The sequence below is a fragment of the Streptomyces sp. DSM 116793 genome (genome assembly GCF_057320905.1).
This window is the reverse complement of the sequence record NZ_CM170494.1, coordinates 1,593,124-1,615,278: the sequence shown is the minus strand read 5'-3', so window position 1 is coordinate 1,615,278 and position 22,155 is coordinate 1,593,124. Positions and strand designations below refer to the sequence as shown.

19 protein-coding genes and 1 riboswitch are annotated in these 22,155 nt (G+C 71.1%); of the genes, 14 read left to right on the top strand and 5 right to left on the bottom strand.

The window, feature by feature from the left end:
- Positions 1-162: 162 nt before the first annotated feature.
- Positions 163-1,740 (bottom strand): hypothetical protein, encoded by a 1,578-nt coding sequence (locus ACSMXW_RS06805; protein WP_485804565.1) that lies wholly within the window; start codon positions 1,738-1,740, stop codon positions 163-165.
- A gap of 308 nt (positions 1,741-2,048) precedes the next feature.
- Entirely contained in the window at positions 2,049-2,258 is a 210-nt protein-coding gene (locus tag ACSMXW_RS06800; RefSeq protein WP_485804564.1) for a hypothetical protein, read from the bottom strand.
- Positions 2,259-2,545: 287 nt separating this feature from the next.
- Between ACSMXW_RS06800 and ACSMXW_RS06795 the strand changes: the two genes are divergently transcribed.
- Positions 2,546-3,538, top strand: a complete 993-nt coding sequence (locus ACSMXW_RS06795; RefSeq protein ID WP_485804563.1) for a carbohydrate kinase family protein — start codon at positions 2,546-2,548, stop codon at positions 3,536-3,538.
- 243 nt (positions 3,539-3,781) lie between these two features.
- Here ACSMXW_RS06795 and ACSMXW_RS06790 read toward each other — a convergent pair whose 3' ends face one another.
- On the bottom strand, positions 3,782-5,188 hold the full coding sequence (locus ACSMXW_RS06790; protein ID WP_485804562.1) for an aminotransferase class V-fold PLP-dependent enzyme: 1,407 nt from the start codon (positions 5,186-5,188) through the stop codon (positions 3,782-3,784).
- A gap of 229 nt (positions 5,189-5,417) precedes the next feature.
- Here ACSMXW_RS06790 and ctaC point away from each other — a divergent pair, with 229 nt between their 5' ends.
- The 4 genes from ctaC to ACSMXW_RS06770 all read left to right on the top strand — a co-directional run bounded on the left by ctaC (position 5,418) and on the right by ACSMXW_RS06770 (position 9,963).
- Complete coding sequence (gene ctaC, locus ACSMXW_RS06785; RefSeq protein WP_485804561.1) at positions 5,418-6,410, top strand: aa3-type cytochrome oxidase subunit II; 993 nt, start codon at positions 5,418-5,420, stop codon at positions 6,408-6,410.
- Positions 6,407-8,149, top strand: coding sequence for an aa3-type cytochrome oxidase subunit I (gene ctaD, locus ACSMXW_RS06780; protein WP_485804560.1), 1,743 nt, complete (start codon positions 6,407-6,409; stop codon positions 8,147-8,149). The genes ctaC and ctaD overlap by 4 nt, the downstream gene beginning before the upstream one ends.
- Positions 8,146-8,544: a cytochrome c oxidase subunit 4 gene (locus tag ACSMXW_RS06775; RefSeq protein ID WP_485804559.1), complete on the top strand. Its 399-nt coding sequence runs from the start codon at positions 8,146-8,148 to the stop codon at positions 8,542-8,544. The genes ctaD and ACSMXW_RS06775 overlap by 4 nt, the downstream gene beginning before the upstream one ends.
- A gap of 162 nt (positions 8,545-8,706) precedes the next feature.
- Positions 8,707-9,963 carry a L,D-transpeptidase gene (locus ACSMXW_RS06770; RefSeq protein WP_485804558.1) on the top strand — a complete coding sequence of 419 codons (1,257 nt, stop codon included), beginning with the start codon at positions 8,707-8,709 and terminating at the stop codon, positions 9,961-9,963.
- A 209-nt stretch (positions 9,964-10,172) separates the two neighbouring features.
- Here ACSMXW_RS06770 and ACSMXW_RS06765 read toward each other — a convergent pair whose 3' ends face one another.
- Positions 10,173-10,574, bottom strand: a complete 402-nt coding sequence (locus tag ACSMXW_RS06765) for a hypothetical protein (RefSeq protein WP_485804557.1) — start codon at positions 10,572-10,574, stop codon at positions 10,173-10,175.
- 218 nt (positions 10,575-10,792) lie between these two features.
- Here ACSMXW_RS06765 and ctaE point away from each other — a divergent pair, with 218 nt between their 5' ends.
- The 6 genes from ctaE to ACSMXW_RS06735 all read left to right on the top strand — a co-directional run bounded on the left by ctaE (position 10,793) and on the right by ACSMXW_RS06735 (position 18,150).
- Positions 10,793-11,404, top strand: coding sequence for an aa3-type cytochrome oxidase subunit III (gene ctaE, locus ACSMXW_RS06760; protein ID WP_485804556.1), 612 nt, complete (start codon positions 10,793-10,795; stop codon positions 11,402-11,404).
- 65 nt (positions 11,405-11,469) lie between these two features.
- Positions 11,470-12,279 carry a cytochrome bc1 complex diheme cytochrome c subunit gene (gene qcrC, locus ACSMXW_RS06755; RefSeq protein ID WP_485804555.1) on the top strand — a complete coding sequence of 270 codons (810 nt, stop codon included), beginning with the start codon at positions 11,470-11,472 and terminating at the stop codon, positions 12,277-12,279.
- Positions 12,276-13,331: a cytochrome bc1 complex Rieske iron-sulfur subunit gene (gene qcrA, locus ACSMXW_RS06750; RefSeq protein WP_485804554.1), complete on the top strand. Its 1,056-nt coding sequence runs from the start codon at positions 12,276-12,278 to the stop codon at positions 13,329-13,331. Before qcrC ends, qcrA begins: the two co-directional genes overlap by 4 nt.
- Positions 13,328-14,968, top strand: a complete 1,641-nt coding sequence (gene qcrB / locus ACSMXW_RS06745; protein WP_485804553.1) for a cytochrome bc1 complex cytochrome b subunit — start codon at positions 13,328-13,330, stop codon at positions 14,966-14,968. Before qcrA ends, qcrB begins: the two co-directional genes overlap by 4 nt.
- A 159-nt stretch (positions 14,969-15,127) precedes the next feature.
- Positions 15,128-16,270 carry an anthranilate phosphoribosyltransferase gene (gene trpD / locus ACSMXW_RS06740; RefSeq protein ID WP_485804552.1) on the top strand — a complete coding sequence of 381 codons (1,143 nt, stop codon included), beginning with the start codon at positions 15,128-15,130 and terminating at the stop codon, positions 16,268-16,270.
- A gap of 260 nt (positions 16,271-16,530) precedes the next feature.
- Positions 16,531-16,647, top strand: a riboswitch (SAM riboswitch).
- 144 nt (positions 16,648-16,791) lie between these two features.
- Entirely contained in the window at positions 16,792-18,150 is a 1,359-nt protein-coding gene (locus tag ACSMXW_RS06735) for an aminotransferase class V-fold PLP-dependent enzyme (RefSeq protein WP_485804551.1), read from the top strand.
- A gap of 287 nt (positions 18,151-18,437) precedes the next feature.
- On the opposite strand, the gene ACSMXW_RS06730 is transcribed toward ACSMXW_RS06735, so the two are convergent.
- Complete coding sequence (locus ACSMXW_RS06730; protein ID WP_485804550.1) at positions 18,438-18,719, bottom strand: Lrp/AsnC family transcriptional regulator; 282 nt, start codon at positions 18,717-18,719, stop codon at positions 18,438-18,440.
- Positions 18,720-19,008: 289 nt separating this feature from the next.
- On the opposite strand from ACSMXW_RS06730, the gene ACSMXW_RS06725 reads away from it, so the two are divergent.
- From ACSMXW_RS06725 to ACSMXW_RS06715, 3 genes are all read left to right on the top strand, one after another.
- On the top strand, positions 19,009-19,248 hold the full coding sequence (locus tag ACSMXW_RS06725; RefSeq protein WP_485804549.1) for a hypothetical protein: 240 nt from the start codon (positions 19,009-19,011) through the stop codon (positions 19,246-19,248).
- A 37-nt stretch (positions 19,249-19,285) separates the two neighbouring features.
- On the top strand, positions 19,286-20,632 hold the full coding sequence (locus ACSMXW_RS06720; RefSeq protein WP_485804548.1) for an NYN domain-containing protein: 1,347 nt from the start codon (positions 19,286-19,288) through the stop codon (positions 20,630-20,632).
- Positions 20,633-20,935: 303 nt separating this feature from the next.
- A complete protein-coding gene (locus ACSMXW_RS06715; protein WP_485804547.1) occupies positions 20,936-21,961 on the top strand; it encodes a C40 family peptidase in 1,026 nt (341 codons plus the stop codon).
- Positions 21,962-22,155 lie beyond the last annotated feature (194 nt).

Here is a 22,155-nt window from a genome sequence, read left to right as displayed (position 1 = left end):
GGGCAGAGCGAGCCGTGAGCGGCACGACGGAGGCGGTGACCCCTGAGACCCGGGGTCACCGCCTCCGTCCGTTGCGCGCGCACTCCATCGTGCCCCGCGCACTCGGTCGCGCTCCGCGCGGTCTGTCGCGCTCAGCGCCGCTTGTCGAGCCGTGCGCCCCGCTCAGCCCTGCCGTACCGTCGCGCCCGTGCTGTCCACCACCTTGCGGCCGCCCAGCGGCTGGTGCAGCGTCACGGTCTTCTCGATCTCCTTGGCGATCATCACACAGACCTTGTCCGGGTCCTTCTGGTGCTGGGACACCGTCACGGACACCTCGTCCGCGGTCTCGTCGGCCGAGGCGGTGTAGTCGGTGCAGACCCCGCCCCAGAAGCGCACGGTCAGCGACCGGCCGTCCGCGGTGTACGACGACACGCGCACGTCCTTGCCGCCGGGCTCCGTGGGCTTGCCCGAGGCGTGCCCGCCGGTGAGGTACCTGGGATCCACGGCCGGCTGCGTCACCGTGAAGCTCTCCTCGGCCCCCTGCGGGCGCACCTCGAACAGCCAGGACGGGACGAGGGCCTGGTGACCCTCGACCAGGTGCGTGGCGAGCCCGAAGACGGCACCGTGCACCGGCACCACCCGCGAGACCGTGCTCGGCCCGGCGCCCGGGTCGGGACGGCCTCCGGCGCCCTGGGCCCCGGCGCCGTCCAGGTGCACGCAGGCGTGGCCCGGGCTCGCCTGTCCCTTCTGGGGCACGACGGTCCCGCAGCCGCCCGCGCCGGGGGCGAGTGACCCGTGCCGGGACTTGTTCAGCAGGCCGAGCGTCTTGTCGGCGCCGAGCACCGGGTACGTCTCGCCCTTCACCGGTGCCAGCATCCGGCCGCTGCCGCCGACCACGGTGCCGTCCGCGCCGACCCGGATACCGGTCGACCAGCCGTACGTCGGCAGGCCGCCCACCTCGGGATCGGCGTTCACCACCCGCTCGGCGCCCATCGTCTGCCGGGCGTCGAGCTTCGCGCCGTCCTGGCCGAGCGCCTTCAGCACCGGCGCGGCCGCCGTCCGCGCGGCCCGCTCGCTCACCGCGGGATTGGAGCCGGGCGGGTTCGCGGAACACTCCTTGCCGCGCGGGCAGTCGTCGCCGCCGCCCGCCGCGTACCGCGCGAACGTCCAGGTGCCCGGGGCCTGCCCGGCCACCCGCAACACCGGCCCCGAGCCGTCCTTCCCGGATCCCACCAGCCAGCTCCCGCCGGACTTCCGGGGGGTGCCGGTGAGCCCCAGCGCCCTCGCCAGCCGGCTCACCCGGTCGGCCGTCACCGACCCCTGGGCGTGGTAGACCGGCGCCGACGACGGGCCCTCGGGCAGGGCCTTGCCGGCGCGGTACGTCACGCCGCTCGGGTCGGGTTCGCCGGGGGCGATGCCGGCGCCGCCCGAGGAGTCGCCGGTTCCGCCGGTTCCGCCGGTTCCGCCGGAGCCGGCGGTGCCGGTGTACCCGTCGAGGGCGAGCGGCGGGGGGTGGCCGTCGTCGGACGGGCCCGACGTGCCGTCCCCGCCGGACGCCGTCGCCGCGACATAGGCACCGCCGCCCCCGGCCAGCAGGACCGCGGCGGCCACGGAGAGCACGGCGACCCGGGTCCTGCGCGGCCGCCGGCCAGCCCCGTCCGCCGAGTCCGGGCCGCCCGCGTCCGCCACGCCCCGGCCGCCGGGCGGCGCCGCCTGTGCCCGTTCTTCTCCACCGTCATGAAATGGTCGCTCGGTGCTCACGCCTTCGCTCCTTGGATCGCCGTGCGGTCCCCCGCCCCACACGCTGCGCGGCCCCGGCCGCGGGCCGCGCCTCTTCGCGGAGGACGGCAATTCGACGCCCGGGCGGCGTGTGCGGTTCCCCGGGTGTGCGCCAACCGGGTGGCGCGTACGGCCTTTTGGGTGCACAACCGGGCGCGTACGTCCTGGGCGGACCGGGTCCCGGAGGCCCTGGGCGCCTCCCGGGCGGCAGACGCTTCGGGCCTCCCGGGGCGTCCTGGGCCCGTCCCCGGCTGGTCGGCGTGCGAGCGCGTCACCGGGTGGCCGACGCGTCAGTCCCCGTAGTCGGACATCGCGTCCAGCAGCCGGGCGGACCCCGGGGGCACCACCACCCCGTGGATGCGCGACGGCGGCACCGGGCGCGGCACGGCGGCCGGGGGCGTCACCCAGTGCGGCACCATCCGGGCGCAGTGGCCGCGCAGCGCGGCCAGCCCGGTGCTCGCCGCGGGCGAACCATGATCCCGACCCGTGGAGTCAGTCATGACGGAACCGTATGCACCACCGTGGCCGCGAAGAAAGGCCTGATATCAGTTATTTTTGAGTATCAGCAGTATCGGCACCGGCCGGACCAGCCGTTGACAGGACATATCGGTGCCCTGCCCCCGGTGTCCCGCCCGGCAGCCGCACCGCTCCGGTTCCGCTCCGGATTCCATCCGGGTCCTCGGCCCGGTTCCGCGGGGGTTCCGGAGTCCCGCGACCCCTTCTCGTGTCAGAGTGCTGTGTCCGGGCCATGAGGCCCAGCCCACCGATCCCGCAGGAGCATCCCGCCGTGCGCATCGCAGTCACCGGCTCCATCGCCACCGACCACCTCATGACCTTCCCCGGCCGCTTCGCCGACCAGTTCATCGCGGACCAGCTCCACACGGTCTCCCTGTCCTTCCTCGTCGACACCCTCGACGTGCGCCGCGGCGGTGTCGCGCCCAACATCTGCTTCGGCATGGGGCAGCTCGGCGCCGCGCCCATCCTGGTCGGCGCAGCGGGTGCCGACTTCGACGAGTACCGCGCCTGGCTGGAGCGGCACGGGGTGGACACCGCCTCCGTGCGGATCTCCGAGGTGCTGCACACCGCCCGGTTCGTGTGCACCACGGACGCCGACCACAACCAGATCGGCTCCTTCTACGCCGGCGCCATGCGCGAGGCCCGCCTCATCGAGCTGAAGGCCGTCGCCGACCGGGTGCAGGGCCTCGACCTGGTGCACATCGGCGCCGACGACCCGGAGGCGATGCTCCGGCACACCGAGGAGTGCCGCACCCGCTCCATCCCGTTCGCGGCGGACTTCTCGCAGCAGATCGCCCGCATGGACGGCGACGAGATCCGCACCCTGCTGGACGGGGCCGCGTACCTGTTCTCCAACGAGTACGAGAAGGGGCTCATCGAGTCCAAGACCGGCTGGAGCGACGAGGAGATCCTGGGCAAGGTCGGCCACCGCATCACCACACTCGGCGCACGCGGCGTCCGTATCGACATCGCCGGTGAGGAACCCATCGAGGTGGGCGTGCCGCAGGAGGAGACCAAGACCGACCCGACCGGGGTGGGCGACGCGTTCCGTGCCGGCTTCCTCTCCGGCATCGTGTGGGGCGTCGGCCTGGAGCGGGCCGCCCAGCTCGGCTGCATGCTGGCGACGCTGGTCATCGAGACGGTCGGTACCCAGGAGTACGAGTTGCGCCGCGATCACTTCCTGGACCGCTTCACCAAGGCGTACGGCGAGGAGGCGGCCGCGGAGGTCCACGACCACCTGACCAGGGCCCTGCCCCGGGCGTAGCCCGGGCCCCCGCTCGTGGGCTGCGCCCCGGCCCGCCTCGGGGGTGCGGGGCTGCGCCGGTGTGCGGCTCCGCCGCGTGGCGCGTGCGGCCGTCCACTGGCCGGTGGTCCGGCGACGACGGGGTTCTGCCTCTTTGGGGCCGGTGGCGACCCGCAGGGGGCGCGCCCACGGGACGGAGCCGCACTTCGGTGGCGCCACGCCCCTTCCGGGGGCGCCGCGCGCCTTCCGGCGTGCCGTGCGTCGTCAGGTGAGGCGGCGCACCACGTATGCGGACCCGTGGTCCGCGGGCTCCTCGCCCACGAACTCCTGGCCGCGCATGCCGCACCACGCCGGAATGTCGAGCCGGGCCGCCTCGTCGTCCGCGAGGACCGTCACCGTGCCCCCGACCGGCACCTTCCCGATCGCCTTGGCCAACTCGATCACCGGGACGGGGCAGAGCCTGCCCAGCGAGTCGACGACCAGGGAACCCGGCTCCCCGGCCGGAGCCGGGTGGGCCCCCGGCGCCCCCGGCACCGGCGCCCCCGGCGCGTCCAACCGCGCCCGCACCGCGGAGACCGCCCGCGGCAGCACCGCAAGAAACCGCTCCACATCCGCCGCCTCTACGGAGAACGGCAGCGAGATGCGGACATTGCCCTCGCTCAGCACTCCCATCGCCTTGAGCACATGGCTCGGCGTCAGCGTGCTGCTGGTGCACGACGACCCGGACGACACCGAGAACCCGGCCCGGTCCAGCTCGTGCAGCAGCGCCTCACCGTCGACATGGAGACACGAGAAGGTGACCAGGTGCGGCAGCCTGTGCACCGGATCGCCCACCACCTGCACGTCCGGCACCAGCTCGGGTACCCGGGCCCGGATCCGCTCCGTCAGCTCCCGCAGCCGTCCGCCCTGCACGGCCGCCTCCGCCCGCACGGCGCGCAGCGCGGCCGCGGCCGCCACGATCGCCGGAACGTTCTCGAAGCCCGCCGCACGCCCCGACTCCCGCTCGTCACGGGGACCTTCCAGAGCAAATCGGACACCTTTGCGCACGACGAGCAGCCCGACCCCGGGCGGCCCGCCCCATTTGTGCGCGCTGCCCGTCAGCAGTGACCAGCCGCCCGGCACCGGCCCCCACGGCAGCGACTGCGCCGCGTCCACCAGCAGTGGAACCCCGGCCGCACGGCACGCCTCGGCTGCTTCCTGAACCGGCTGGACCGTGCCCACCTCGTGGTTGGCCGACTGGAGACACGCCAGGGCCGTGTCGTCGCGCAGCGCGCCGGCGAACGCCTCGGCGGACACCGCCCCGGTGCGGTCCACCGGCACCTCGGTGACCTCGCCCCCCCTCGCCCGGTGCGTCTTTGCGCCGTGCAGTACCGCGGAGTGCTCCACCGCGGAGACGACCAGATGGCGGCCGGCGCGGCGGCGGCCCGCCAGGGCCCCGGCCACGGCCGTGTGCAGGGCCCGGGTGCCCGAGGAGGTGAAGACCAGTTCGTCCGGGCGGCAGCCCACCGCCTCGGCCGCCGCCTCCCGTGCCGCGTCGAGCAGCAACCGGGCCCGGCGGCCCTCGCGGTAGAGCCGGGCCGGGTCCGCCCAGCCGTCGTCCAGCGCGGCGTGCAGGGCCTGGCGGGCCACGGGGTGGAGCGGAGCTGTGGAGGCGACGTCGAAGTACGGCACGGTTCGTACGGTAGCCGGGGCGCGCGGCGCCGCGGGGCCGCGCGGGGCGGGGGGACCCCGTCGGGGGAGCGGGAGCGGCGCGTTGGGCACCCTCCCCGCGCAGGCGGAAACCGCGTCCAGTAGGGTTTGCTCCGCATAAACATCCAAACCCCTGCCCGCCGCAGGACGGCGAACGACCAGCGAGAAGGCCGAGCCGAACGCGCGGGCGAGACTCTCGGGAAGGCGCTACGTGAGTCCCAACGGCTCCGACCTCCCCCGCGCCTCAACGGGCGCGGGCGGTACCCCCACCTCGCCGCGCCCGATGCGGCGGAAGCTGCTGCAGGTGCTGCCTCTGGGCCTGATCCTGGTGACCGCCACCGGTTGCACGTACAAGGATTTCCCTCGCCTCGGGATGCCCACGCCGGCAACGGAGGAGGCTCCGCGGATCCTCTCCCTCTGGCAGGGCTCCTGGGCGGCGGCGCTCGCCGTGGGCGTGCTGGTCTGGGGCCTGATCCTGTGGGCGGCCATCTTCCACCGGCGCAGCCGCACGAAGGTCGAGGTTCCTCCGCAGACCCGGTACAACATGCCGCTCGAGGCGTTGTACACGGTGGTCCCCATCATCGTCGTCGCGGTGCTCTTCTACTTCACCGCGCGCGACGAGTCGAAGCTCCTGGACATCTCCGACAAGCCGCAGCACACCATCAACGTGGTCGGCTTCCAGTGGAGCTGGGGCTTCAACTACGTGGAGAACGTGCCGGGCTCGACGGGTGACGCGAAGACCGCCAAGGAGCTGGCCGACATCCCGGACCGCTTCAAGGCCGACTTCCCGGCCCACGCCGGCGGCGTCTACGACGTCGGCACGCCGGCCGAGCGCAACCCGCAGACGAACAACCCGGGCCCGACCCTCTGGCTTCCCAAGGGGCAGAAGGTCCGCTTCGTGCTGACCTCCCGCGACGTCATCCACTCCTTCTGGGTGCTGCCCTTCCTGATGAAGGAGGACGTCATCCCGGGCCACACCAACGCCTTCGAGGTGACCCCCAACAGGGAGGGCACGTTCCGCGGCAAGTGCGCTGAGCTGTGCGGCGTCGACCACTCCCGGATGCTCTTCAACGTGAAGGTCGTCTCTCCGGAGCGCTACCAGAAGCACCTGGCGGATCTCGCGAAGAAGGGCCAGACCGGTTACGTCCCGGCCGGTATCGCGCAGACGGGCCACGAGAAGAACCGGGAGACACAGAACCTGTGAGCATCCTCAACGAACCTCAGCACGGCACCGCGTCGCCCGCGGAGACGTACGAGAACGAGGTACCGGCCCGGACCAGGCAGCCCGGCAACGTCATCGTCAAGTGGCTCACCACCACCGACCACAAGACGATCGGCACGCTCTACCTGGCCACGTCGTTCGCGTTCTTCCTCATCGGCGGTGTGCTCGCGCTCTTCATGCGCGCCGAGCTCGCCCGCCCGGGTGAGCAGATCATGTCGAACGAGCAGTTCAACCAGGCGTTCACGATGCACGGCACGATCATGCTGCTGATGTTCGCGACGCCCCTGTTCGCCGGGTTCGCGAACTGGATCATGCCGTTGCAGATCGGTTCTCCCGATGTGGCCTTCCCCCGGCTGAACATGTTCGCGTACTGGCTGTACCTGTTCGGCTCGCTGATCGCCGTGGGCGGCTTCCTCACCCCGGACGGCGCGGCCGACTTCGGCTGGTTCGCCTACTCCCCGCTGTCCGACGCGGTCCGCTCGCCCGGCATCGGTGCCGACATGTGGATCATGGGCCTGGCCTTCTCCGGCTTCGGCACCATCCTCGGCTCGGTCAACTTCATCACCACCATCATCTGCATGCGCGCCCCCGGCATGACGATGTTCCGCATGCCGATCTTCGTGTGGAACGTGCTGCTGACCGGTGTGCTGGTGCTGCTGGCCTTCCCCGTGCTGGCCGCCGCGCTGCTGGCGCTGGAGGCCGACCGCAAGTTCGGGGCGCACGTTTTCGACGCGGCCAACGGCGGGGCGCTGCTGTGGCAACACCTCTTCTGGTTCTTCGGCCATCCAGAGGTGTACATCATCGCCTTGCCCTTCTTCGGGATCATCTCCGAGGTCATCCCGGTCTTCAGCAGGAAGCCGATGTTCGGCTACGGCAGCCTGATCGGCGCCACCATCGCCATCGCGGGTTTGTCCGTGACCGTGTGGGCGCACCACATGTACGTCACCGGCGGTGTGCTGCTGCCGTTCTTCTCCTTCATGACCTTCCTGATCGCCGTGCCGACCGGTGTGAAGTTCTTCAACTGGGTCGGCACCATGTGGAAGGGCTCGTTGTCGTTCGAGACACCGATGCTCTGGGCGGTGGGCTTCCTGATCACCTTCCTCTTCGGTGGTCTGACCGGCATCATCCTGGCCTCGCCGCCGATGGACTTCCACGTCTCCGACTCGTACTTCGTGGTGGCGCACTTCCACTACGTGGTCTTCGGCACCGTGGTCTTCGCGATGTTCGCGGGCTTCCACTTCTGGTGGCCCAAGATGACCGGCAAGATGCTGGACGAGCGGCTCGGCAAGATCACCTTCTGGACGCTGTTCTGTGGCTTCCACGGCACGTTCCTCGTCCAGCACTGGCTGGGTGTCGAGGGCATGCCCCGCCGGTACGCGGACTACCTCGCGGCCGACGGCTTCACCACCCTGAACACCATCTCCACCATCAGCGCCTTCGTCCTCGGCCTGTCGGTGCTGCCGTTCCTCTACAACGTCTGGAAGACGGCGAAGTACGGCAAGAAGGTCGGCGTCGACGACCCCTGGGGCTTCGGCCGCTCGCTGGAGTGGGCCACGAGCTGCCCGCCCCCGCGGCACAACTTCCTCACGCTGCCGCGCATCCGGAGCGAGTCCCCGGCCTTCGACCTGCACCACCCGGAGATCGCCGCGCTCGACCAGCTTGAGAACGTCGGAGCGGGCGTGCCCGCCGGCGTCACCGGCGGCAAGGAGGCCGGAAAGTGAAGATCCAGGGAAAGATGTTCCTCTGGCTGGCGGCCTTCATCCTCGCCATGGCCATCGTCTACGGCGTGTGGTCGAAGGAGCCGGCCGGCACCACCGCGCTCTTCCTGGCCTTCGGCCTGAGCGTCATGATCGGCTACTACCTGGCCTTCACCGCCCGCAGGGTCGACGCGGGCGCGCAGGACAACAAGGACGCCGATGTCGCGGACGACGCCGGTGAGGTGGGCTTCTTCAGCCCGCACAGCTGGCAGCCGCTCGCCCTGGCGACCGGCGGTGCGCTGGCCTTCCTGGGCATCATCTTCGGCTGGTGGCTGCTGTACTTCGGGGCCCCGATCATCCTGATCGGCCTGTACGGCTGGGTCTTCGAGTACTACCGGGGCGAGAGCCAGAACCAGTAGGCACCACCGGGCACTCGGTGCCCGTCGCCCCTAGCACGCCAGAGGCACACCGGACCCGGACACTCCGCACGGAGTGTCCGGGTCCACCCGTATGCCCCGCGGGAATCGCCCGTTCGGCTCACCGGCCGCGCCGCGGCCCGGGAACGTTCCTAGCGTGAACATATGAACCAGTCAGCGCGAATCCGCATGGTGTGGAGCTGCTCCCTGCTGGCGGCCGCCCTCGGCACCGCCACGGCCTGCGACTCCGGTAACCCGCTCACGGCCGAGCCCTACGACGCGGCGCGTCAGATCGCGTTCAACGGCGTGCAGGACGGCAAGGCCGACCCGGGCAAGCCCCTGGAGATCACCTCGAACGGCGGGGGCGGACGGATAACCGACGTCACGGCGGTCGACGAGGGCGGCCGGTACATAGCCGGCAGGCTCTCCGGCGACGGCCGCCGCTGGCACAGCACGGGCCCGCTCGCCGCGGGCTCCCGCTACACCGTCAGGGTCAGCACGGAGAACGACGAGGGGAAGCCCGGCCGCAAGGTCCTCACCTTCGGCACCGGCACCCCGCAGCAGAAGAGCACCCTCAAGGTCGCCTTCGAGCCCAAGGCGGGCGAATACGGCGTCGGCCAGCCCGTCGTGGCCAAGCTCAGCGCCCCGATCAGGGACCGGGCCGCCAGGATCGCGGTGGAACGGGGCCTCAAGGTGGACTCCCAGCCCGCCGTGGAAGGCAGTTGGTACTGGGTCGACGACAAGACGCTGCACTACCGCCCCAGGGAGTTCTGGCCCGCCCACGCCACCATCAGGGTGACCAGCGGCCTGCGGGGCATCAAGATCGACGAGGGGCTCTGGGGCGGCGCCACCAAGCCGCTGAAGCTGACCACCGGCGACCGGATCGAGGCGGTCACCAACGCCAGCACCCACAGAATGGTCGTCTACCGCAACGGTCAGGACGTCAAGGACATGCCGGTCACCACCGGCAAGCCGGGCTTCGAGACGCGCAACGGCGTCAAGGTGGTCCTGGAGAAGCAGGCCTTCGTACAGATGCGCAGTGCCACCGTCGGCATAGCCGCCGGCAGCGGCGACTCCTACGACCTGCCGGTGCACTGGGCGACCCGGGTCACCTGGAGCGGCGAGTACGTGCACGCCGCGCCCTGGTCCGTGGGCTCCCAGGGCGCCGCCAATGTCAGCCACGGCTGCACCGGCATGAGCACCGAGGACGCCGAGTGGTTCTTCAACACGGTGCGTGAGGGCGACATCGTGCGGGTCGTCGGCAGCGACGGCGAGAGCATGGACCCGTTCGGGAACGGCTTCGGGGACTGGAACCTCGACTGGGCGAAGTGGCGGCAGGGCAGCGCGCTGCTCGGGGACGGCGCAGCCGACCCCGAGCAGAAGAAGATCGTCCAGTCCGCCCGCCTGCGCCCGGAGGTCTGACCCTCGCGCCCCCGAATGTGGGGCCCCGCCCCGGCCCACCTGGGGGCGCGGCGAACCGCGCGACAAGCCACAACGAGACGTGCCAGGTCGCCACCGGCCCAAAGGGGCTGCCTCTGTCGGAGTCGGTGGGGGTGCCTCCCACGCCCTCAAGGCACGGGGGACGGCCGGTGGCGGGTTGCTCGCGCAGTTCCCCGCGCCCCGTCGGGACGCTACGCTCCTACGGCGAGTCGGGAACGCAACAGCCCGGCCAGAGCGTCGGCGAACTCAACGGGGTCCACCGGCAGCGTCACCGCTGCCTCCGCCCTGCTCCACGTCGCCAGCCACGCATCCTGCGGCCGCCCGATGAGCAGCAGCACCGGCGGGCAGCGGAAGATCTCGTCCTTGAGCTGGCGGCAGACACCCATGCCGCCGGCCGGCGCCGCCTCGCCGTCCAGCACGCAGACGTCGATGCCGCCCTGCTGCATCTCCTTCAGCACCGCCGGCAGCGTCGCGCACTCGACGAACTCGACCTCGGGAACATCGGTCGCCGGCCTGCGGCCCGTCGCCAGCCGGACCTCCTCGCGCGTGCGGGCATTGTCGCTGTACACCAGCACCGTGGCCGTGGCCTGCATTGCTCCTCCATGCTCCTGGGGGGCTTACCGGGTCTTCCGGCGGGTCCACGGGGAGCCTGCCCCGGACCCGATGCGCGGATGCTACTCCCTTGAAACCCCGCTGGGCAGCGGGTCCGCGACGTGCCGTGATCCGCTCCCGCGGCCCCGCGTATGCCGTGGACACACCGAACGGCACCCCCCGGAGTGAGTGCGAGATAAGCGACCGACATAATGTCGGCGTGGCGACAGCAACGACAGTAGAGACCGGGCACGCGCACCCGTCGGTCAACCGGCCGAACCTCACCAGTGTCGGAACCATCATCTGGCTGAGTTCCGAGCTGATGTTCTTCGCGGCCCTCTTCGCGATGTACTTCACCCTGCGATCGGTGACAGGGCCGGATCACTGGCGGTCGATGGCCGACCACCTGAACGTTCCGTTCTCGTCGGTCAACACCACCATCCTGGTGCTCTCCTCCCTCACCTGCCAGCTCGGCGTGTTCGCGGCCGAGCGCGGTGATGTGAAGAAGCTCCGGATGTGGTTCATCATCACCTTCATCATGGGCGCGATCTTCATCGGCGGTCAGATCTTCGAGTACACGAACCTGGTCAAGGAGGACGGCCTCTCGCTCTCCTCCGACCCGTACGGTTCCGTGTTCTACCTGACCACCGGCTTCCACGGGCTGCACGTGACGGGCGGACTCATCGCCTTCCTGCTGCTCCTCGGCCGTACGTACGCCGCGCGGAGGTTCACCCACTCCCAGGCGACAGCCGCCATCGTCGTTTCCTACTACTGGCACTTCGTCGATGTCGTCTGGATCGGCCTCTTCGCCACGATCTATTTGATCAAGTAACCGGGCCGCGGCCCGCTCGCACACCTGAAGCATCGACGCAGAAGATCCTGACACCGGGGTAATCCGTGAAAAAGCTCTCCGCACGACGACGCCATCCGCTGGCGGCGGTCGTCGTCCTACTCCTCGCGCTGGCGGCCACCGGGGGGCTGTACACCGCGTTCGCGCCCGCGGACAAGGCACAGGCCGACGAGACCGCGCAGTCCCTCGCCATCGACGAGGGCAAGCGGCTCTTCTCGGTGGGCTGCGCCAGCTGCCACGGCACGGGAGGCCAGGGCACCTCAGACGGCCCGTCGCTGGTGGGCGTGGGTGCCGCGGCGGTCGACTTCCAGGTCGGTACCGGCCGTATGCCACTGCAGCAGCAGGGCGCACAGGCGCCGCGCAAGCGGGTCATCTACTCGCAGGCCGAGATCGACCAGCTCGCCGCGTACATCGCCTCCCTGGGCGCCGGGCCCAGCGTGCCGACGAAGAACCAGTACGACCCGAAGGGCGCCGACATCGCCAAGGGCGGTGAGCTCTTCCGTACGGACTGCGCGCAGTGCCACAACTTCACCGGTGAGGGTGGCGCGTTGACGCACGGCAAGTTCGCCCCGTCGCTGGAGAACGTGGATCCGAAGCACATCTACGAGGCCATGCAGACCGGCCCGCAGAACATGCCGAACTTCCCGGACAGCGTCATGCCGGAGCAGAACAAGAAGGACATCATCGCCTATCTGCACGCGGTCAACAGCGACGACACCACCAGCCCCGGTGGCCTCAAGCTCGGCGGACTCGGCCCCGTGAGCGAGGGTCTGTTCGCCTGGATCTTCGGTCTCGGCGCGCTGGTCGCCATCGCCGCCTGGGTCGCCGCTCGGACCGCAAAGGCCAAGAAGTCATGAGTAGCCACGACATGCCAGAAGAGAACCTGCCGGAGCGCAGCGACGCACACGGCGAGGTGTCCGTCCCGGACGAGGACAACCCGTTCGCGGACCCCGGACTGCCCCCGCACGAGGCCCGGATCCAGGACATCGACGAGCGGGCGGCCAAGCGCTCCGAGCGCACCGTCGCCCTGCTGTTCACGCTCTCCATGCTCTGCACGGTGGGCTTCATTGCGTCCTACTTCGCGATCCCCCGGGACAAGTCGATCTTCGTCTTCCCGATCGGGCACATCAACGCCATGAACTTCGCGCTGGGGCTCACCCTCGGCGTGGCGCTCTTCTGCATCGGTGCGGGCGCCGTTCACTGGGCGCGGACCCTGATGTCCGACGTGGAGATCGCGGACGAGCGCCACCCGATCGAGGCGGACGCAGACACCAAGCACAAGGTGCTCGCCGACTTCGCCCAGGGCGCCAAGGAGTCCGCACTCGGCCGCCGCGGTCTGATCCGCACCACCATGTTCGGTGCGCTGGCGCTGCTCCCGCTGGGCGGTGTCTTCCTGCTCGGCGGCCTCGGCCCGAAGCCCGAGGACAAGCTGCGGCACACCATGTGGCGCAAGGGCCTGCTGCTCGTCAACCAGAACACCGACCAGCCGCTGCGTCCCGCGGACATCCCGGTGGGCTCGCTGACCTTCGCCAAGCCGGAGGGCCTGGAGGAGCGCGACGAGGACTTCCAGCAGCAGATCGCCAAGGCCGCGCTGATGATCGTCCGGCTCCAGCCGGAGAACATCAAGGACAAGCGCGAACTGGACTGGTCGCACGACGGCATCGTGGCCTACTCGAAGATCTGCACCCACGTGGGCTGCCCCATCTCCCTGTACGAGCAGCAGACGCACCACGTCCTCTGCCCGTGCCACCAGTCCACCTTCGACCTCTCCGACGGGGGCCGCGTCCTGTTCGGCCCGGCCGGTCACGCCCTGCCGCAGCTGCGCATCGGCGTGAACCAGGACGGCTTCCTCGAAGCGCTCGGCGACTTCGCGGAGCCCGTCGGTCCTGCTTTCTGGGAGCGTGGATGACGATGAGCAGCACCACACGCAACGCGTCCCGCCGCCAGGCGCCCGCCGGAGAGCGGCTCGCCGACTGGGCGGACGGCCGGCTCGGAATCTACTCCCTGGCCAAGGCCAATCTGCGCAAGATCTTCCCGGACCACTGGTCCTTCATGCTGGGTGAGGTCTCCCTCTACAGCTTCATCATCCTCATCCTCACGGGTGTGTACCTGACGCTGTTCTTCCACCCGTCGATGAACGAGGTGGTGTACCACGGCAGTTACGTCCCGCTGCAGGGCCAGCTGATGTCGGAGGCGTTCAACTCCACGCTGCACATCAGCTTCGACGTCCGCGGCGGTCTGCTGATCCGGCAGATCCACCACTGGGCCGCGCTGATCTTCATCGGCGGCATGCTCGTGCACATGATGCGCGTCTTCTTCACGGGCGCCTTCCGCAAGCCGCGCGAGGTCAACTGGATCTTCGGCTTCCTCCTCCTCGTCCTGGGCATGTTCACCGGCTTCACCGGCTACTCGCTCCCGGACGACCTGCTCTCCGGCACCGGTGTGCGGTTCATGGAGGGCGCCATCCTCGCCACGCCGGTCATCGGCACCTACCTGTCGTTCTTCCTGTTCGGCGGGGAGTTCCCGGGCGGCGACTTCGTGGCCCGGTTCTACACGGTCCACATCCTGCTGCTGCCCGGCATCATGATGGGCCTGCTGGTGGGCCACCTGATCCTGGTCTTCTACCACAAGCACACCCAGTTCGCGGGCCCCGGACGGACCGAGAAGAACGTCGTGGGCATGCCCCTCATGCCGGTCTACATGGCCAAGGCGGGCGGCTTCTTCTTCCTGGTCTTCGGTGTGATCGCGGTCATCGCCGCGATCGCGTCGATCAACCCGATCTGGGCCATCGGGCCCTACCGTCCCGACATGGTCTCCACGGGTGCCCAACCCGACTGGTACATGGGCTTCTCCGAGGGCCTGATCCGTGTGATGCCCGGCTGGGAGATCAACTTCCTCGGCCATACGCTCGTCCTGGGCATCGCGATCCCGCTGATCGTGCTCTTCCCGCTGGTGCTCGTCGTGATCGCGGTCTACCCGTTCCTGGAGGCCTGGGTCACCGGCGACAGGCGGGAGCACCACATCCTGGACCGGCCGCGGAACGCCCCGACCCGTACGGGCGTCGGTGTGGCCTGGCTCACCTGGTACTTCGTACTGCTGATCGGCGGCGGCAACGACCTGTGGGCCACCCACTTCCACCTGTCGATCAACTCGATCACCTGGTTCGTCCGGATCGCCTTCTTCGTCGCGCCGGTGCTGGCGTTCCTCATCACCAAGCGGATCTGCCTCGGCCTGCAGCGCCGGGACCGCGACAAGGTGCTGCACGGACGCGAGTCCGGCATTATCAAGCGGCTGCCGCACGGTGAGTTCATCGAGGTGCACGAGCCGCTGGACGCCGATCAGCTGCACACGCTGACCGCGCACGAGCAGTACCAGCCCGCGGAGCTCGGCCCGGCGGTCGACGAGAACGGCGTCGAGCGCCAGGTCAAGCGGAGCGAGAAGCTGCGCGCCAAGCTCTCCAAGGGGTACTACGGCGAGGGCAACCAGATTCCGAAGCCGACGGTCGAGGAGTACAAGGAGATCACCAGCGGTCACGGTCACCACTGATCGGTCACCGTGACCGGTCGCCCGGCGCTCGGTCACGGTGCGGCCAGGGTGTCGTCACAGCCACAGGGCCCCGTCCACTGCCCGGACGGGGCCCTGTGGCGTGCCACGGGCTGGATAGGCTGGGGCTGGATCCGTAGGTGACATACCCAGGAGCGGCATATGAACGCTGTGCACCCCGCTGGAGGCGACATCGCGGCGGGCCGTTCCTGGCCCGAGGTGCTGAACGCCCTGCTGTCCGGCCGTGACCAGACGGCGGACGCCACCGCCTGGGCGATGGACCGGATCCTGCGCGGCGAGGCCACCGACGTGCAGATCGCCGCGTTCGCGGTCGCACTCCGCGCGAAGGGCGAGACCGTCGAGGAGATCTCCGGTCTGGTCCGCACCATGTACGAGCACGCCCGGGTGATCCGGGTGCCCGGGGCCACCGTCGACATCGTCGGCACGGGCGGTGACGGCGCGCGTACGGTGAACATCTCCACCATGTCCGCGATCGTGGTCGCCGGGGCCGGCGCGAAGGTGGTCAAGCACGGCAACCGTGCGGCGTCCTCGGCGAGCGGTTCCTCCGATGTGCTGGAGAAGCTCGGCGTCAACCTCGATCTGCCGCCCGAGCGGGTCGTGGAGGTCGCCGAGGAGGCGGGGATCACCTTCTGCTTCGCCATCAAGTTCCACCCCGCGCTGCGGCATGTCGCGCGGGCCCGCGCCGAGATGGGCATCCGCACCCCGTTCAACATCCTCGGGCCGCTCACCAACCCCGCGAAGGTGCGGGCGCAGGCGGTGGGCGTGGCCGATGCGAAGTGGGCGCCGATCGTGGCCGGGGTACTGGCCGAGCGGGGGTCGTCCGCGCTGGTCTTCCGCGGGGACGACGGGCTGGACGAGCTGACCACCACCGCGCCGTCCCGGGTGTGGGTGGTACGGGGTGGGGGCGTGCGGGAGCAGGTCTTCGATCCGCGGTCCGTGGGGATCGAGATGGTGCCGGTGGAGGCGTTGCGGGGTGGGGACGCGTCGTACAACGCGGATGTGGCGCGGCGGGTGCTGGCGGGGGAGCGGGGGGCTGTGCGGGATGCCGTGCTGCTGAACTCCGCGGCCGCGCTGGTGGCTGTGGGGGCGCTGGGGGAGGGGGCGCCGGGGGGCGGGGTGTCCGGTGCCGGGCTGTCCGGGAGCGGGGCGTCTGCGGGTGCGCCGTCCGGGGACTTCGATCTTGAGGGGGCGCTCCGGGCGGGGATCGAGCGGGCTGCGGAGTCCATTGACTCGGGGGCGGCCCGGGGGGTTCTGGAGGCGTGGGTGAGGGCCACGCAGGCCTGAGGGGAGCTTGTCGCGGGGCGCCTTTCCGGTTTGCGGGACCCGGCTTGGGCGGGCGGCTGTGCGTTTGCGGGCTCGTCGTGGGCGCGGCGCGTTCTGGTTCGTTGCGGGGCGGGCCGCGGGGGGATGTCCGTCCTCGGTCCGAGCCCCCTCGAAGCACGCGCGGGAAGGGGGAGGAGTCGGCCCCCTTCCCGCCTCCGGGGCATGGGGAGGCCCCGTGAAAGAGGTGGACCGCTGGGTGGGGGGCTGACATAATCGGGCCAGGTCATGAGCGACAGCGATGAGGCCCCGGCCCGCTGTCCGGCAACCCTCCGTCCGTGGCGGGGTGCCCCGGGTGAAGACCAGGCCGTGGACAGCAGGGTCCACGGCAAGCGCGGACCCCCTGGGGTCCTGGTCCTCAAGGGAGCTGCCGCGTGAGCAAGCGAATGCGCTAGGGCGTAAGGCCCCGCCTCCGCACCCCCTTCACCCCGGCGCCGCCGCGCCCCGCGCCGCCGTGCGCCCACCGTCTCACCGGGAGTTCCGCCATGCCCTCCAGCACACCTGTGTCCCTGCACGAACCCCTGCCCGTCCTGGGCCGTGACGTCCGCGTCCCCCTCGTCACCGGCGGCGAGGTCACCTACGCCGCGCTCGACTACGCCGCAAGCGCCCCCGCGCTGCAGCGCGTCTGGGACGACGTCGCCGCGTACGCCCCCTACTACGGCAGCGTGCACCGTGGCGCGGGATACCTCTCGCAGCTGTCCACGGAGCTGTTCGAGAACGCCAGGCGGACCGTCGCGGACTTCCTGGGCTGCCGGGACGGCGATGAGGTGGTCTTCACCAGGTCGACCACCGACTCGCTGAACCTGCTGGCCCGCGCGGTGCCCGGGGACTGCCAGGTCTTCGTCTTCGAGACCGAGCACCACGCCTCGCTGCTGCCCTGGCGCCGGGTGACGTACCTGGACGCGCCCCGGACGCCCGAGGCCGCCGTGCGGACGCTCGAACGGGCACTTGCCGGGCGTCCGGCGGGCCCCGCCCTGGTGTGCGTCACCGGCGCCTCGAACGTGACCGGCGAGCTGTGGCCGGTGGCCGAACTGGCCGCCGCCGCGCACGCCCACGGCGCCCGGATCGTGCTGGACGCCGCCCAGCTCGCCCCGCACCACCCGGTCGACGTCACGGCGCTCGACGTGGACTGGGTCGCCTTCTCCGGGCACAAGCTGTACGCGCCCTTCGGCTCGGGCGTGCTGGCCGGGCGTGCGGACTGGCTCGCGGCCGCGCAGCCGTACCTCGCGGGCGGCGGTGCCTCACGCCGGGTGGCGCGGCGTGCGGACGGCGGCGTGGACGTCGAGTGGTACGACGGGCCCGCCCGGCACGAGGCCGGCTCGCCCAATGTGATCGGCGCCTGCGCCATCGCCTCGGCCTGCACGGCGCTGACCGAGGCCGGCTTCCCGGCGCTGGTCGCCCGGGAGCGGTCCCTGGTCGAGAAGGTGCAGGAGGGCCTGGCCGGGGTGCCGGGCGTCCGGGTGCTGTCGCTGTTCGGGCCCGGCGCGCCGCGCGTCGGGGTGCTGTCGTTCGTGGTGGAGGGCTGGAACAGCTCACACCTCGCCGCCGCGCTCTCCGCCGAGTACGGCATCGGGGTCCGCGACGGGCTGTTCTGCGCGCATCCGCTGGTCAGGACGGTGCTGGGCAGCTCGCCCGACGAGGTGGGGGAGTGCGGGGCACCGGAGGCGCGGCCCGGCGAGCGGGCGCTCAACGCGGTCAGGGTCAGCTTCGGCGCGGGCACCCCGGACGAGCACGTGGAGCGGTTCGTGCGGGCGGTGACCGAGCTGGTGCGCGACGGCGCGCGCTGGCGCTACCGCACCGAGGAGGGCCGCTGCGTCCCCGACCTCGGGGCACCGGTGCGCTGAGCTCCGGGGGCCGTCCGTTCTGGTCCGGGGTCCGGCGGCCCCGTCAGCCCCTTGGGGCGGGTGGCGGTGCGGGGGGCCTCGTGGTGGTTGTTCGCGCAGTTCCCCGCGCCCCTATCGGGCGCTGCGCGCCCGCACGGTCGCGCTCCGAGGGACACGGGGAACCGCGCGACCAGGCCCCACCGGCCGGTGGTCAGGGACGAGACCGCAAGGGGCTGGGCCAGGCGGCCCCCACCGGCCGGTGGCCGAGGACGGGACCCAGGAGGGGCAGCGGCCCGCCGCAGGCGTTCTCAGGAGTCGAGGCCGATCGCGAAAGCGGCCTCCAGATCGTGCTGCGAGTACGTGCGGAACGCCACGTGCGTGTCCGTGGCCTCCACTCCGGGGATCTTGCTGATCCGGCCGGGGATCACGTCCGCGAGGTCGTCGTGGTGGGCCACCCGGACCATGGCGATGAGATCGTGGTCGCCGGTCACGGAGAAGACCTCGCTGACATTGTCCAGCGCGGCGATCGACTCGGCGATCTCCGGGATCCGGTCCACGCTGGTCTTGATGAGCACGATCGCGGTGATCACGGCTTGCTGTCTCCCTCGGTGCCCTCGGCTGGGCCTTCACTGTAGCCGTCCACCGTCCGGGGACCCCCGCAGCCGTCCACCGTCCGGGGACCCCCGCCCGCACAGCGGGAGACATCGGGACAGAGCGGTCCGGCCCGAGCGCGGGTCGCCCGTCAGGCCGTAGGGTTACGACCCGAACGCACCACGCAACGATGTGTGCCCGCCCGCCGGACGCACCGGGCTGATCGCGCGGATCGAGTAAAAGGGCGCACCCTGGAAACCCGAGGACCCGAGGAAGGCAGACATCACGATGGCGGTTCCCCTGCCGACGGCCCAGACGCGCTGGCGCTGCACCCTCTGCGGCAATCTCACCCGGTTCGACGTGACGCGTTCCTCGAAGGTCGTCGAGTACGTGCACCTCGATCTGTCCGGTGAGCCCAGGGTGGAGGAGCGTGAAGTGGTGAATGAGACCATCGAGTCCGTCCGCTGCCGGTGGTGCAGCGCGGTGGACCAGGTGGAACTGGTGGACAGGCCCGGCGCCGACTCCTGACCGGAGCGGTGACCCACGACGACCGGATGGGGTGACGATGGTGGAGAGCGCAGGCGGGGGGCCGGGAGGCACCGCTGAGGTGCTCGACCGCCCGCTGCCCGAAGGGGTGCGCCGCCGCGTCGTCCAGATCGTCTCGGACGGCTTCGGCGGCCTGACCGTCGCCGAGCTGCCCGCCCAGCTCCGCCAGTACGCCCGCTTCACGCCGAGCAGGCGCGCCAAGTTCGCCGCCAACGCGATGGCGTTGGCCGTGGAGAACGAACCGCTGTTCCGGCAGCGGATCGCCGAGCGGCTGCGCGAGGCCCAGCCCGAGCTGACCGGCGCCCTCGACTCGGGAACCGCGCCACCCGCCGCCGACCCCCTCGACGTGGCCGCCGCGGCCTATGTGCTGCGCCCCCCGGGTTGGGTCAAGCTGGTCACAGCCGCCGGCGAGGAGGTGCAGCGGGCGGACGCCGAGCGCGCCGACGAGCAGAACAGGGCCGAACTCGACCGCCTGCGCGCCGAGCTGGCCCAGGCCAGGGAGCAGACGAGGACCGAGACGGAGGGGCTGCGCGCGGAGCTGGAGGCCGCCAAGAAGGAGGCCGAATCCCTGCACCGCAAGCTCCGCGGCGCCCTCAGCGACATCAAGCGGGGCGAGGCCGCGCTGCGCAAGGCGCACGCCGAGACGGAGGCCGTCCGCGCCGAGGGGCAGGCGCTGCTGTCCGCGGCCGAGACCGAGGCACGCCGGCTGCGGGCCAGGCTCGGCGAGTCCGAGGCGGCCCTTGAGGCCACCCGCAGGGCCGCCCGCGAGGGCCGCAGCGTCGAGGACATGCGGGTGCGGCTGCTGCTCGACACGCTGCTGGACTCCGCCCAGGGCCTGCGCCGTGAACTCGCCCTGCCGCCCGTCTCGGTGCGGCCCGCCGAGACCGTGGAGGCGGTGGAGCCGGGCCGGATGACCCCGAAGGACATCGCCGCCCGCGCCCTGTCGGAGCACGATCCGGCCATTCTCGACCAGTTGCTCGCCCTCCCGCAGGCCCATCTCGTCGTCGACGGCTACAACGTCACCAAGACCGGCTATCCCCAGATGCCGCTGGAGAAGCAGCGGCTGCGGCTGCTGGGCGCGCTGTCGCTGCTGGCCGCGCAGACCGGGGCCGAGGTCACCTGCGTCTTCGACGGCGCCGAACTCGCCGCGCCGGTACTCCTCGCACCGCCCCGCGGGGTACGGGTGCTGTTCTCCAAGCCGCGCGTCACGGCGGACGAGCTGATCCGCCAGCTGGTGCGCGCGGAGCCGCCGGGCCGCCCCGTGATCGTGGTCTCCACCGACCGCGAGGTGGCCGACGGGGTGGCCAAGGCCGGCGCCCGCCCGGTCGCCTCCGCGGTGCTGCTCAAACGGCTCTCCCGGGGCTGATCGGCTACGTACGGGCGGAGAAGTCACCTAAGGCCCATGAGTGACGTCTGCCTTCGATGCCGGAATTCATGGCTTCTCGGCGCGACGTACGGTCAACCCAATATCACTGCTGGTGAGTTGAGAGTAAAGAAACCACTCGGAGCGGCAGTTTTTTCCTGTCAGGATTTGAACTGATCACAAGAAGGTCACTAGGGTCTGGCCTCGAACCTCCGCTCGGGTGATCGCTCATCGGGAGCGACGGTGGAGGAGCACCCGCCCACCAGCGTTTCGGTAGGCGGCTGGAGGAAGAAGGAGCTCGCCTCCGTGGCGTCCCACCGTCGATCCAAACAGCCGAGCCGCGCCCGCGTGACCGTGCTCACCGCAACCGCCGCAGCAGCGGTGGCCCTGACCTCTCAGGCCGCTCAGGCCGACCCGAAGCCCAGCAAGGAAGAGGTCAAGTCCAAGGTCGACAAGCTCTACGAGGAAGCGGAGAAGGCCACCGAGGCCTACGACGGAGCCAAGGACAAGCAGAAGAAGCTCCAGAAGGAAGTCAGCGACCTCCAGGACAAGGTCGCCCGCGGCCAGGACGACCTCAACCAGCTCCAGGACGAGCTCGGTTCGGTCGCCAGCGCCCAGTACCGCTCCGGCGGCCTCGACCCCTCCGTTCAGCTCTTCCTCTCCTCCGACCCGGACAGCTACCTGGACAAGGCCACCACGCTGGACCAGCTCAGCGGTCAGCAGGTCGAGGCGCTGAAGAAGATCCAGGAGAAGCAGCGCTCCCTGGCGCAGCAGCGCAAGGAGGCCTCCGCCAAGCTCAAGGACCTCGCGGACACCCGCACGGAGCTCGGCAAGAAGAAGAAAGAGGTCCAGGGCAAGCTCGCCGACGCGCAGCGGCTCCTCAACTCCCTCACCGCCGCCGAGCGCCAGGCCCTCCAGGACCAGGAGGCCCGTGCCAGCCGCGCCAGCGCCCGTACCGCCCTCGGAGGCGGCACGGCCGCCTCGGGCCGGGCCGCCGCCGCCTTCGCCGCGGCCCAGAGCGTCATCGGCTCGCCCTACGTCTACGGCGCCACCGGCCCCAGCTCCTTCGACTGCTCCGGCCTGACCTCCTGGGCCTACGCCCAGGCCGGCGTCTCGATACCGCGCACCTCCCAGGCCCAGGCCAACGCCGGTACGCGCATCTACTCGCAGAGCGACCTGCGGGTCGGCGACCTGGTGCTCTTCTACGGCGACCTGCACCACATCGGCCTCTACGCCGGCAACGGCCAGGTCCTGCACGCCCCGCACACCGGTGCCAGCGTGCGCTACGAGTCCATCGCCAACATGCCCTTCCAGTTCGGCGTCCGCGTCTGAGCATCCGGGCCGGGGTGCCCCTCGGTGCCCCGGTGTCCTGCCGGGACGGTATCCGGATCCGCGCGTGCGGCCCGGGCGGTCCGCCCCGACACCGCCTGTGATGCGTCCGAACGGGCGAATTCCAACCCCGCCGTCACCTCCGGACCCCGCCGCTGACCTGCGTCTGCGGCGGGGTCCGCGGCTGTCGCCCCGGA